The following is an 11774-nucleotide window of genomic DNA, read 5'->3' as shown; positions in this document are numbered from 1 at the left end:
CTGCTCTCCTTTAATGGGTAGGGTCAGCGGAATTAGTAGAGTCGGCAGGCATAATGCCAAGGATGTGCTCCAGGGTATCGAGCAGCTCATGCGGCATGGTCGACACCACATGAACCTCGGCGCCGCGACTGGTAAGGCTTGCGAGTAAATCGTCACGATGATACTCGTCAAGCGTCATGCCGTCAGCGTTGAACATGAGCTTAGGCACAAAGAGCATAACCCCAGAGAGGTCCTGCGGCAGCTGCTCCAGAATGTCACACGCGACGATGAGGCCGGTCACGTCCACGTTGCCGCCAAAGTAGCGGTTCTTGATGGCTGTGACGGTGCCGCCGAGACCATGCGGCGACTCCACAAAGCGCGCCACGGTGTCTCGCGCGCTGGCGCCCGAGAGGCACAGCAGGTGCTGGCCACGGGCGGCGATGGCCTCGCGGACGCGGGCCAGTCGCTCGGCATCGGTAGTCAGCACGTCGTCGGTCTCGTCCAGATACGAGCGAATCATGCCGATGCCGTCGTAGTACTGCGGGTAACCGTCGTAAAAGTCTGCCTCGGGAGGATCGATGCCGGCGTCCAGGTAGAACTCGTCGCTCATCTGGAAGGTGTGGCGGCCAAAACGCTCGAAGGCGCGGTCCTGGTAGGGACGGATCATGGCAATGGTCTCGCGCGCCAGTTCGGGCTTGTCGCTGTATGACCAGCTAAAGCGGTTCTGATGCTTGGTAAAACCGAGCGGCACAATGCCCAGGCTTGTGATTTGCTCGTGCTCCTCGCAAAAGCGCAGGGTCTTTTCCAGCTCTTCGCCGTCGTTCATGCCGGGGCACAACACGATCTGCGCGTGAATCTCGATGCCGGCGGCCATGATGGTCTCGAGCACGTCCATGCCTCGCTCGGCGTTGCGGCCCATCATACGACGGCGGACGTCGGGGCTCACGGCGTGGACCGACACGTTCATGGGGCTCATGTTGCGTTGGATGACGTTTTGAACATCTTCGTCGGTGAGGTTCGTGAGCGTGACAAAGTTGCCCTGCAAAAAGCTCAGGCGGTAGTCGTCATCGCGAATATACAGCGTTGAGCGGCCGCCCTTGGGCAGCATGGTCATAAAGCAGAACACGCAGGCGTTCACACAGGTACGCATGCCGTCAAAGATGGGGCCGTCGAACTCCAGGCCCCAGTCCTCGCCCGGGAAGCGGTCGAGCTCGACGGGGGTGACGCTGTTGTCGCGCGGGTCGAAAACCTCCAAATCAACGGTGTCGTCGTCTGCTTCCCAAAGCCATACGATCATGTCGGTGAGTTGCTCGCCGTTGACCGTGAGCACGCGCATGCCCGGCTCGATACCCACATCCCATGCGGGCGACTCGGGACGCACGTTCTTAACGAGCGCGCCCTCACCCGGCTCGGGGTCGCGGCTGCGCCCGTAATCGGCCACCTCGGCGGCGTATGCGGGTACGGTCTGTTCCATGATTAGCGGCAAAGCTCCTTGATGCGCGCGACGGCGCGCTCGATGTGTTCTTGCGGGGTGGAGGCTCCGGCGGTGATACCGATGTGGTGAGCGTCGGTAAACCACGCGGCCTCAAGCTCTGAAGCTTCCTCGATATGATGCGTGCGCTCGCAAGCGTCTGCGCAAATCTGCGCCAGGCGACGGGTGTTGCCCGAGTTCTTGCCGCCCACCACGACCATGCAGTCGCAGCGGTTGGCAAGTGTGGCTGCTGCCTGTTGACGCTCGCTCGTGGCGGCGCAGATGGTGTTGATCACACGCAGCTCCTGCACGCGCGGGGTGATAGCTGCCACGACCTCGGCGAGGTTCTGCGCGGTCTGGGTGGTCTGCACGACGAGGCCTACCTTGCCCTTGAGCGACAAGGCGTTGGCGTCGGCGGCACAGCTCACAACCTGCGCATCATTGCCGGCGTGGCCCAGAATACCCTCGACCTCAGGGTGACCCGGCTCGCCTATGACCATCACGCGGTAGCCCTCGCGCACCAGGCGCTCGGCTGCCATATGGACCTTCTTCACGTAGGGGCAGGTGGCGTCGACGACGTTAAGGCCACGCTCGCGAGCGGCATCGATGACCTGCGGCACCACACCGTGGGCGCGGATGATCACGGTGCCGGTTGCGGCATTATCCAGGTTCTCGGCCAAGCTAACGCCTGCCTCAGCGAGCTCGCGTACCACGATGGGGTTATGGATGAGCGGACCCAGGGTATGGACCTGAGCGCACTCCCCTGCCTGCGGGGCGGCCGCTAGGGCCATATCGAGCGCACGCTGCACGCCATAGCAGGTGCCGGCGTGGGCAGCGATTTCGATGGTGGGCGCGGTTGCCTGGTCGGACGCAGTCGCGGCAGTGTTCGTCACGTTCTCGCTCATGGCTAGAACCTGCCCGGATGCTCGGTGCACAGCTCATCGCGCATCTTATAGACGCGGTTCATGGCCTCGGATTCAAACCAGGCCAGGCGCTCCGTGCGCTTAAGCCCGGCCGGTGCGTCGGAAAGCGAGACGGCCTCGCCGGCGCGGATCCAGCACTTCTTGGGACGCATGATCTTTTTGCCCGCGGGCGTGATGTCGGACCAGCCGCAGATGGCGAGCGGGTTCACAGGTGCCTTGCCCATCTGAGCGATGAGCGCAAAACCGCCGTGGATCTCGGGCTTGATCTCGCGCGAGCGGATGCGCGTGCCCTCGGGGAAGATCAGGACGTCCTCGCCGCGCTTCAACGCATGCTGAGCGGCGCGCAGGCACTTCATGTCGGCGGTACCGCGCTCGACGGGGATGCCGCCAACGCGGCTAAAGGCCCAACGCACAATCTTGCTCTTGGCGAACTCGGACTTAAAGATGGGACGAATGCGGCGGCCCCCAAAAAACAGCGCCGTCTCCACGGCCAAGAGCTCGGCCATTGAGGTGTGGTTGCAGATGACCACGCTGCCGCGGCCTTCCTGGCGCTCAAACAGCAGATCGGAATCCTCGACCTTCCAGCGCCACATGAGCTTGGAGAAGGCCCAAAGGATGGCCATGACCACGACGACGGTGCCGCGGATGAGCGCTGGGAACTCGGCGTAGGGGGCGTTGTAATAATCCTCGGGCGTCTGCTTAAACAGGCGCATGGGCTACCTCCTTTGGTTGATGAGGTCCTCGATTATCGAGACGACCTCGTCGATGGTGTGGGCGGTGGAGTCGACGTGCACGGCGTCCTCGGCGGGCACGAGCGGGGCGACCTCGCGGCTGCTGTCGAGCTTGTCGCGCTGCTTAAGGGCGTCGAGGGTCTCGTCGACCTCGGCTTCGAGCTGCTCGGTCGTGAGCGGCTGGGCGTCGTTTTGGTGACGCTGCAGTACGCGGCGGCGGGCGCGCTCACGCGGGTCGGCGGTTAGGAAGACCTTGACCTGCGCGTTAGGGAACACGACGGTACCGATGTCGCGACCCTCGGCCACGATATCGCGGTCCTCGGCGGCGCGGCGCTGGTGGATGAGCATGGCGGCGCGCACGCCCGGATAGGCCGAGACCTTGGACACGTTGGCGTCGACCTGCGGGGTGCGGATGGCGGCCGAAGCGTCCTGGCCGTCAATGGTCAGGCGCGTGTCCTCGCCGGTGCCGTTTGTAAAGCGGATCTCGATTTGCTCGGCGAGGGCGTCGATTGCCGCCTCGTCGTCCAAATCGATGCCACGGTCGAGCGCGGCGAAGGTGACGGCGCGATACATGGCGCCCGTGTCGAGCTTGTTAAAGCCCAGCTGGCGGGCGATCTCCTTGGCGATGGTGGACTTGCCGGAACCGGCGGGGCCGTCGATGGCGACGATCATGCAATGCTTCCTTTCGATGGGTGACGTGCTGGTATGGTTCGCGGGCGTTGGGGCGCGGCGGGTTGCCTAGCCCGTGTAGCGCTCGCGGTAGGTGTTACGCTTGGGAGCGGAGCCGTGGCTGCCGTGGTGACGCGTGCGGCTGGCGGGCGTGTCTTGGGGCTTGCCGCCGCGCTTGGCGCTGGCCTGCTTGGGCGGGATACCGCCGCTTTTGAGGATCTGCACCTCGCGGTCGGTGAGTTCGCGCCAGGAGCCCTTGGCCACGTCCTTGAGCTCCAGGCCGGCAAAGTTGCAGCGGTGCAGGCGGTTCACCGGGTGGTGGATCTTGCTCAGCATGCGTTTGACCTGATTCTTGCGGCCCTCGCGGATGATGACCTCCACGGCCGTGGTGCCGGGCTTGACGCCTTGCGGAGCCACAGCCTCTGCTTCGCGCGCGTTAATGACGCGGCAGATCGCCGGCTGGCATAGGCCGTCGTCGAGCTCTATGCCGCGACGCAGCGGCTCAAGATCGCGGTCGGTTAGCTGCCCGTCCACGAGTGCCTGGTAGGTCTTGTAGACGTGCTTGCTGGGGTGCAGCAGGTCCTGCGACAGGTCGCCGTCGGTGGTAAAGAGCAAAAGGCCCGTGGTGTCACGGTCCAGGCGGCCCACCGGGAACAGTCCCGGAAAGCGGTCGCGGGGGACCAGATCGGCCACACAAGGGCGCTCCTGCGGGTCGCTCATGGTGGTGAGGTAGCCGGTCGGCTTGTAGAGCATCAAGTAAACGGCGCCCTGGTTGAGCTTGACGGGCATGCCGTCGACCTCGATGTAATCGTGGTCGACATCGACCTTGGTGCCCAGTTCGGTCGCGACCTGGCCGTTGACGGTCACGCGGCCGGCGGTCATCAAGTCCTCTGAGCCGCGGCGGCTCGCCACGCCCGCGCGTGCCAAAAAGCGCTGCAGGCGCATGGTGTGCGGGTAGACGTGCTGGGCGTCGGCTGCGGGTACTGCGTTGCCCATGGCGCGCGTCTCCCCCACTTCGTTAGTCCTCGTCATGCAAATCCTCCGAGGTCTCGTCGACGTCCAGGGTTTCCAAGTCCTCGACTGCATCAACATCTTCAACATCGGTATCGAGCAGTTCGCGCTCTTCGTCCAGATCTTCGGCCTGCTCCTCGAGCGTGGACTGAATACTGCGGCCGCTCAGGCGCTCGCGGATAAACTGACGCGACTGCTCGTCGGGGGCAAACTGCTCCAGGTCGGGCAGGTCGCGGGTGGAGCGCAGGCCGAACTTTTCCAAGAAGGCGTTGGTCGTGCCATAGATGATGGCCTGACCGCGCTGGGGGTCGCGGCCCAGCTCGCGCACTAGGCCCTTGTCGACGAGTGACGCGATAACGCCGTCGGAGTTGACGCCGCGGATGCCCTTGACCACCTCACGCGTGACGGGCTGGTGATAGGCGATCACGGCCAGGGTCTCGAGCGCCGCCTGCGACAGCTTTTGCGTGTCCCAGCTCAGCACATAGGCCTCGACCACATCGTGGTAGGCGGGGTGTGTAAACAGGCGCCAGCCACCGGCGACCTCGCGCAGCTGAAAACCGCGGTTGGCCTCCTCGTATTCAACCTTGAGCTCGGCCAAAAGCGACGCGCACTCGCCCGGGGCGATATCCAGCGCACCTGCCAGCGCGGGTGCGCTCACGGGGTCGCTCGACACCAGCAGCAGCGCCTCGAGGGCGCCTTTAAGGCTGTTTGCCTCCAGCGTGGAAAGGGTTGACATGGTTGGCGCTCCTATTCGGTGAGCTCGGGGCCCTCGCCGGGCACGTATGCCTCGGCGCCCTCGACGCGGTTGATATGAATGGTTCCAAAGATCTCGTCCTGGCTCAGTGTGAGCGAGCCGCGCTTGGCGAGCTCCAGCATGGCCAGGAAGGTGACGACGAGCTGCTCGGTGGTGGCGTCGCCGTCCAGCAGCTCGCGGAAGGTGCAGGCTTGGTGTGCCATGGTAAAGCGGTCGACCGAGGCCACCGTCAGGTCGAGCGGCACGCGATGCGGTGCCACGTGCTCGGCCTCCAGCAGGAAGGTCTGGCGTTTGCCGTCCAGGTCGGCGCAGATGACGGCGAGGCCGCGCAGGGTAATGCCGGCCAGATAGTCGGGCATAAGGCCTAGGAACTCGGGGTCGGGGCCGGCCACGCGCGGATGCATGCGGCTCTCGGCCTGCATCCGCGCGCCAAGGGCTGCCGCCGCGCCCTTAAACTGCTTGTAGGCGATCAGACGCTGGATCAGGACCTCGCGCAGGGCGTCGCCGTCGAGCGCACTGAGTTCCTCGAGGTCTTCGTCGTCCTCGTCATCGTCGACTGTCTTGCGCGGGGCCTCCTGGGGCACCAACGAGGCGGCCTTGATGTCCAAAAGAGTTGCCGCGACCAGCAAAAAGTCGCTCGCCACGTCCAGGTCCAGCGCCTCGATGCGCTCGGCCTCGGCAAGGTATTGCTCGGCTACCTCGCTGATCGAGATGGCACCGATATCAACTTTTTGGCGGGTTACCAGCTGCAGCAGCAGGTCGAACGGTCCGCTGTAGACCTGCGTCGACACGCGATACGACATATTCGACCTCCTTTGACGGCGCCTTCGCGGCGCGGTTTGGGTGCATGTTACGACCGCTTTGCACGGTCGACCTGTTAGTTTACCTTAGATGCCGGCGATTGCGAAGTTGAGCAGCTGCTCAGCAAGCGGATACACGGTAACGTCGAAATAGCGGCCGATCACGTCGATGCCGGTCCACATGGGCAGCAGGTACAGCACCAGGATGAGTATGGGCATAGCGTATTGCTGCAGGCGGTAATAGTTGTTGAGCGCCTTGCCCTTGAGGAAGGGCACGATGATCGATGAGCCATCGAGCGGCGGAATCGGGATGAGGTTGAAGAACGCAAGCGACAGGTTGACCACGATGAACGTAGCGCCGAAATTCATGATCTGTGATGCCAGGGCAAAGGACATGCTGGTGTAGAGGCTGCCATAGGCCAGGCGCATGAGGACCGCGGCAAGACACGCGAGTGCGATGTTGGACGCGGGGCCGGCCACGCTCACCAGGACCTCGTCGCGCTTGGGGTGCTTGAGGTTGTTGAGGTAGACGGGCACTGGCTTGGCGAAGGCGAACACCGGGCCGCCGGCGGCAAGCATGAGCAGAGGCAGGATGATGGTGCCAAACGGGTCGATATGGTTGAGCGGGTTGAGCGAGACGCGGCCACGGGAGCGGGCCGTCTTGTCGCCAAGCGCCCAGGCCGCGGCTGCGTGCGCGCTCTCGTGGATAACGATGCCCACGATGACGGCGACCGCGCTGGCGAGTAGGTTCATGAGGTAGCTGCCGGACATGTCGATCCCCTAGCGGACGCGGCGCGAGGCGCGCGTGAGCAAGTAGTCGGCCACAAACAGGATGACGGCCACGATGGCGTAATCCAAGCGGAACACGCCGCCAAAAGGTGAGGTGATGACGCCATAGCCGGCAATGGCGCTCGGCAGTGCGCGAGAAAGCTCAACGACAAAGCCCACGATCTGCAGCTTGGCGGTGAGGCCGCTAAAGCACAGCAGCACGGTCATCGCGCTCATAAAGATGCCGCAGATGCGACAAGCGATGGCGATGATGCTCATCGCCACGGCAGCGGCCTTACGAGAGTTCACGCGCGGTCTCCTCTTCGATCTGGGTGGAAAGCTCCAGCCATTCGTCCTCGAGCTTGGGCAGCTCTTGCTTAAGGCCGTTATATTCCCCCAGCGCGGCGTTGAACTTGTCTTGATCGGCATAAAGCTCTTCGCTTGCCATCAATTCCATAAGCTCGTCATAGCGGGCGCGCTTTTTGTCGAGCTCCGTCTCGATCTTCTTGAGCTGGTTACGCACGCCCTTGAGCTTTTTGTTGAGCGCGGCTCGGGCCTGGGCCTCGGCGCGCTTTTGCTCCTTGGTCTTTTTGCCTTCGGCCGGTTTGGGAGCGGCGGCGGGCGCATCGGGCTGGGCCGCGGTGACCTTAGCGGACTTGGTCGCGGCCGGTGCACTCTCCCCTGCCACCTCGGCGGCGGCGCGGGCTGCGAGGTCCTCGCGCTTGTAGAGGTAGTAGTCGTAGTCGCCGTCATAGACCGTGACCTTACCGTCGCGGATGTCGATGATGCGGTTGGCCACGGCGCGTACCAGGTGCTCGTCGTGGCTGATCAGCACGATGGTGCCGGGGAAGTTTTGCAGGGCGTTCTCGAGCATATCCACCGAGTCGATGTCCAGGTGGTTGGTGGGCTCGTCCAGGCACAGGAGCGCCTCGGGGGCCACGAGCATTTTGGCGAGCGCCAGGCGCGCCTTTTCGCCGCCGGAGAGGACGCGGACCTGCTTTTCGATGGAATCGTTGTCGCTAAACAGGAAGGCGCCCAGCAGGCTGCGCTGCTGCGGCACGGTCCACTTGGGCGTGACGGTGTCGATCTCTTGCAGGACGGTATTGGACTCGGTCATACCCTCGAGTGCGTGCTGGGCGTAGTAGGCCACGCCCACGTTGGTGCCCAGGTCCCGGGTGCCGGTGGTGGGCGGCTCAAGGCCGGCGAGGATCTTCATGAGGGTGGACTTGCCGGCGCCGTTGGGGCCGACGAGCGCCACGTGCTCGCCGCGGTAGAGCTTGAGGTCGATGTCGCTGTAGATGTGCTTGTCGCCGTAGGACTTGGATACACCCTCGAGGCCCACGACCATGTCGCCGGAGCGCGGCGGATCGGGGAACTTAAAGTCGATGTGCTTGTGGCCCTCGGGCAGGATGACGAGCTCCTTTTTGATCTGCTCGATTTTGCGGATGCGCTCCTGGGCCTGGGCTGCCTTGGTGGGCTTGTAGCGGAACTTATCGACGAAGACCTGCATGTGGGCGATGTCGCGCTCCTGGGCGGCGCGCTTGGCGCGCATCTGCTCCAGGTTGTCCTCGCGCTGCTTGAGGTAGCTGCTGTAGTTGCCGGTGTAGGTGGTTACGCGACGGTTTTCGAGTGCGGCGACGTGGTCGACGCAGGCGTCCATGAAGGCGCGGTCGTGGCTGACGATGAGGACGGCGCCGTCGTAGTTGGCGATAAAGCCGCGCAGCCACTGGACGCTTTCGAGGTCCAGGTGGTTGGTGGGCTCGTCGAGCAGCAGCAGGTCGGGGTGGCGCAGGAAGAGCTTAGCAAGTGCGATGCGCATCTGCCAGCCGCCCGAGAACTCGGAGCACGGGCGCTCAAAGTCGGCGACCTTAAAGCCCAGGCCGGACAGGATCTTGCGAGCGTTGCTCTCGAGCTCGTAGCCGCCCAGGTGCTCAAAGCGGTCCTGGACCTGGCCGTACTCGTTGAGGAGCGCGTTGACGTCCTTCCCCTGTTCGGAGAGCTCGGTGATCTGGGCCTGCAGCTCGTTGGCGCGCTCGCCCATGCGGCGGATTTCCTTGGCGGCGGCCATGACCTCGGCAAGGATGGTGGTGTCCTTTTGCTCCAGATTAGTTTCCTGCTCTAGGTAGCCTACCTGGCAGTCCTTGGCGTACTGGACCTGGCCGGCGTCTGGGCTGTCGATGCCCATGATGATCTTGAGCATGGTGGTTTTGCCGGCGCCGTTGGGTCCCACGAGCGCAAAGCGCTCGCCGGGGTTGATCTGGAAGGACGCGCCGCTAAAGAGGACGCGTGCGCCGAAGCTTTTTTCGATCTTGTCGACCAGGAGGATCATGGTGCCGCCTTTGACCTTGTGTGCCAATATGAAAAAAGGCTCCAACTTGCGTTGGAGCCTCATTCAATGCTCGGGTGGAGACGAGGGGGATCGAACCCCTGACCTCTTGACTGCCAGTCAAGCGCTCTCCCAGCTGAGCTACGCCCCCGTGCGAAAAAGTACTATACGGGAACTCTCACGGCGATGCAAGGGCAATTTTGGAAAAACTTTCCGGGGGCGCGGGCGCCGCTGGGACGAGAGCGCGGCACGGACTCGAGGGCAAGGGACCCGCGATGCCGGATCCGGCCCGCGGGGCGCGCCCAGGGCATCTCGGGCTCCGCCGCTCGCCGGTTTTCGCTTCCACCCCACGGGCCGCCATCCGCCCAACGACCATCCCGCCGGCGCCGGGCCCATTATCGGGGCCAATCGCGCTCCCGCCGACCCGGCGATTTCAAAACCATGCCGGTTTACGGGGCCAGGCCGGGAACCCCCGAGCATGCCGTAATCGGTAAAATCAAAACCGCAGGTAGATGACTTGCGCATTCCGTGAAATGCAGGGTATGGACGGCCGGTCCGGGTCCAGCCCCGTAATCCGGCATAGTTTTGAAATGGTTCTTGTCAATCAGCATTAACTATTGCGTGGATTTGACCGAAAACGTTTATCAAGACAATTTCGCAGGCATGTGGAGTGGGAACTTTAGCAAAAAGAAGCCGGGCTATTTGCCCGGCTTCTTGATTCAAGACTTTAGTCCGCTGGCCGCGCAGCGGCCAGCTTTAAACCACCCGCTACGCGGGTGGAGACAAACGGCTTTACAAAGCCACCCCTCCGACCGATATTGACGATTGTTCAGGCCGTCAAGAATTCGAGTCGAAGGGGTGGTCGCCATGGCCCAGAAGGCCTACAGCCTTTCCCACACGAAGTGGATGTGCAAGTACCACATCGTGTTCACGCCGAAGTATAGGCGCAAAGTGATCTACAACCAAATCAGGAGCGACATAGGGGAGATCCTCAGGAGGCTGTGCGAGTACAAGGGGATCGAGATAATCGAGGGGCACCTGATGCCCGACCACGTGCACGTGCTGCTGGCGATCCCGCCGAAGTACAGCGTCGCGAGCGTCATGGGCTACCTGAAGGGGAAGAGCTCGCTGATGATATTCGACAGGCACGCCAACCTCAAGTACAAGTTCGGCAACAGGAAGTTCTGGGCGGAGGGCTACTACGTGTCCGCCGTCGGCCTGAACGAGGCGACGATCGCCAAGTACATCAGGGAGCAGGAGTCCCACGGCATCGCGCTGGACAAGCTGAGCGTGAAGGAGTACGAGGACCCCTTCAAGAGGGGGTGATGCTGCCGGTTCGACCGGCGCGCCACGGGTCAAGATGCACTAGGCCTGGACGAAGTCCGGGCCCGCGCCTTTAGACGCGAGCCCGGGGCCCGTGGGTTATACCCTAAGAGCAAACCACCCTTTTTAAGGGTGGTTCTGATTCTCTGGTGGGCCCTCCGGGATTCGAACCCAGAACCCAGGGATTATGAGTCCCCTGCGCTAACCGTTGCGCCAAGAGCCCTTATAAAATGGCGCGTGCAATAGAGGCCAATAGAACAGGCCACCCATCTTGAACCACGACGTGAAATACTACCATGCACGCGGCGCCCGTTCAACGCACGATCTTGTCGACCAGGAGGATCATGGTGCCGCCTTTGACCTTGTGTGCCAATATGAAAAAAGGCCCCAACTTGCGTTGGAGCCTCATTCAATGCTCGGGTGGAGACGAGGGGGATCGAACCCCTGACCTCTTGACTGCCAGTCAAGCGCTCTCCCAGCTGAGCTACGCCCCCGTGCGAAGAAGTACTATACGGGAACTCGGACCACGATGCAAGGACATTTTTGGAAAAACTTTCCGGAGGCGCGGGCGCCGCTGGGACGAGAGCGCGGCACGGACTCGAGGGCAAGGGACCCGCGATGCCGGATCCGGCCCGCGGGGCGCGCCCAGGGCATCTCGGGTTCCGCCGCTCGCCGGTTTTCGCTTCCACCCCACGGGCCGCCATCCGCCCAACGGCCGTCTTGCCGGCGCCGGGCCCATTACCGGGGCCAATCGCGATCCCGCCGACCCGGCGATTTCAAAACCATGCCGGTTTACGGGGCCGGGCCGGGAACCCCCCCCCGAGCATGCCGTCATCGGTAATATCAAAACCGACGCTCCTATAAGTTGTCAAGAGGCAGTTTGCGGGAGCGCTCTCTCCAATTCGCACAGGAGCTCGTAATACCTCCTCTCCAGTTTCGTCGACCGCCGTTTCCCCCGTTCCAAGTGCCCGAGTGTGGCTGCGGACAGGCCGAGCTCCGCGGCGGCTTTCTTCTGAGTC

At 63.3% G+C, this 11774-nt stretch carries 11 protein-coding genes and 3 tRNA genes; 1 reads left to right on the top strand and 13 read right to left on the bottom strand.

The genetic code is table 11. The features are described 5' to 3' along the window. Nucleotides 1–10: 10 nt before the first annotated feature. From AAAX59_RS00070 to AAAX59_RS00020, 11 genes are all read right to left on the bottom strand, one after another. Entirely contained in the window at nt 11–1453 is a 1443-nt protein-coding gene (locus tag AAAX59_RS00070; RefSeq protein WP_349069857.1) for a DUF512 domain-containing protein, read from the bottom strand. Between the two features lie 2 nt (nt 1454–1455). Further along, on the bottom strand, nt 1456–2355 hold the full coding sequence (locus AAAX59_RS00065; protein ID WP_349069856.1) for a 4-hydroxy-3-methylbut-2-enyl diphosphate reductase: 900 nt from the start codon (nt 2353–2355) through the stop codon (nt 1456–1458). Nucleotides 2356–2357: 2 nt separating this feature from the next. Next, nucleotides 2358–3086, bottom strand: coding sequence for a lysophospholipid acyltransferase family protein (locus AAAX59_RS00060; RefSeq protein WP_349069853.1), 729 nt, complete (start codon nt 3084–3086; stop codon nt 2358–2360). Between the two features lie 3 nt (nt 3087–3089). Continuing rightward, a complete protein-coding gene (gene cmk / locus AAAX59_RS00055) occupies nt 3090–3776 on the bottom strand; it encodes a (d)CMP kinase (RefSeq protein WP_152077534.1) in 687 nt (228 codons plus the stop codon). Nucleotides 3777–3842: 66 nt separating this feature from the next. Continuing rightward, entirely contained in the window at nt 3843–4769 is a 927-nt protein-coding gene (locus AAAX59_RS00050; protein ID WP_349070021.1) for a pseudouridine synthase, read from the bottom strand. A 22-nt stretch (nt 4770–4791) separates the two neighbouring features. Beyond that, on the bottom strand, nt 4792–5520 hold the full coding sequence (gene scpB, locus AAAX59_RS00045) for an SMC-Scp complex subunit ScpB (RefSeq protein WP_349069852.1): 729 nt from the start codon (nt 5518–5520) through the stop codon (nt 4792–4794). Nucleotides 5521–5531: 11 nt separating this feature from the next. Beyond that, complete coding sequence (locus tag AAAX59_RS00040) at nt 5532–6341, bottom strand: segregation/condensation protein A (protein ID WP_349069850.1); 810 nt, start codon at nt 6339–6341, stop codon at nt 5532–5534. Between the two features lie 84 nt (nt 6342–6425). Then, entirely contained in the window at nt 6426–7109 is a 684-nt protein-coding gene (locus tag AAAX59_RS00035; protein WP_118098825.1) for a site-2 protease family protein, read from the bottom strand. 9 nt (nt 7110–7118) lie between these two features. Then, entirely contained in the window at nt 7119–7415 is a 297-nt protein-coding gene (locus AAAX59_RS00030) for a hypothetical protein (RefSeq protein WP_164473297.1), read from the bottom strand. Next, a complete protein-coding gene (locus AAAX59_RS00025; protein ID WP_349069847.1) occupies nt 7402–9435 on the bottom strand; it encodes an ABC-F family ATP-binding cassette domain-containing protein in 2034 nt (677 codons plus the stop codon). The genes AAAX59_RS00030 and AAAX59_RS00025 overlap by 14 nt, the downstream gene beginning before the upstream one ends. 75 nt (nt 9436–9510) lie before the next feature. Then, nucleotides 9511–9583, bottom strand: a tRNA-Ala gene (locus tag AAAX59_RS00020). A 716-nt stretch (nt 9584–10299) separates the two neighbouring features. On the opposite strand from AAAX59_RS00020, the gene tnpA reads away from it, so the two are divergent. Continuing rightward, nucleotides 10300–10758: an IS200/IS605 family transposase gene (gene tnpA, locus AAAX59_RS00015; protein WP_349069845.1), complete on the top strand. Its 459-nt coding sequence runs from the start codon at nt 10300–10302 to the stop codon at nt 10756–10758. A gap of 144 nt (nt 10759–10902) precedes the next feature. Here tnpA and AAAX59_RS00010 read toward each other — a convergent pair. Both AAAX59_RS00010 and AAAX59_RS00005 read right to left on the bottom strand, forming a co-directional pair. Continuing rightward, nucleotides 10903–10978: transfer RNA gene (locus tag AAAX59_RS00010), tRNA-Ile, on the bottom strand. Between the two features lie 198 nt (nt 10979–11176). After that, nucleotides 11177–11249, bottom strand: a tRNA-Ala gene (locus AAAX59_RS00005). Between the last annotated feature and the right edge of the window lie 525 nt (nt 11250–11774).

Source organism: Collinsella sp. CLA-ER-H2, from assembly GCF_040092405.1.
In the GTDB taxonomy this organism is placed as follows: Bacteria; Actinomycetota; Coriobacteriia; order Coriobacteriales; family Coriobacteriaceae; genus Collinsella.
This window is presented reverse-complemented; position numbering and strand designations above follow the sequence as displayed.

What these genes read in the sequence shown, in the direction of transcription:
- cmk (WP_152077534.1), bottom strand. Translation starts at nt 3,776, where the DNA reads ATGATCGTCGCCATCGACGGCCCCGCCGGTTCCGGCAAGTCCACCATC.
- AAAX59_RS00060 (WP_349069853.1), bottom strand. Translation starts at nt 3,086, where the DNA reads ATGCGCCTGTTTAAGCAGACGCCCGAGGATTATTACAACGCCCCCTAC.
- AAAX59_RS00070 (WP_349069857.1), bottom strand. Translation starts at nt 1,453, where the DNA reads ATGGAACAGACCGTACCCGCATACGCCGCCGAGGTGGCCGATTACGGG.
- AAAX59_RS00035 (WP_118098825.1), bottom strand. Translation starts at nt 7,109, where the DNA reads ATGTCCGGCAGCTACCTCATGAACCTACTCGCCAGCGCGGTCGCCGTC.
- AAAX59_RS00065 (WP_349069856.1), bottom strand. Translation starts at nt 2,355, where the DNA reads ATGAGCGAGAACGTGACGAACACTGCCGCGACTGCGTCCGACCAGGCA.
- AAAX59_RS00050 (WP_349070021.1), bottom strand. Translation starts at nt 4,769, where the DNA reads ATGGGCAACGCAGTACCCGCAGCCGACGCCCAGCACGTCTACCCGCAC.
- AAAX59_RS00040 (WP_349069850.1), bottom strand. Translation starts at nt 6,341, where the DNA reads ATGTCGTATCGCGTGTCGACGCAGGTCTACAGCGGACCGTTCGACCTG.
- AAAX59_RS00025 (WP_349069847.1), bottom strand. Translation starts at nt 9,435, where the DNA reads ATGATCCTCCTGGTCGACAAGATCGAAAAAAGCTTCGGCGCACGCGTC.
- scpB (WP_349069852.1), bottom strand. Translation starts at nt 5,520, where the DNA reads ATGTCAACCCTTTCCACGCTGGAGGCAAACAGCCTTAAAGGCGCCCTC.
- tnpA (WP_349069845.1), top strand. Translation starts at nt 10,300, where the DNA reads ATGGCCCAGAAGGCCTACAGCCTTTCCCACACGAAGTGGATGTGCAAG.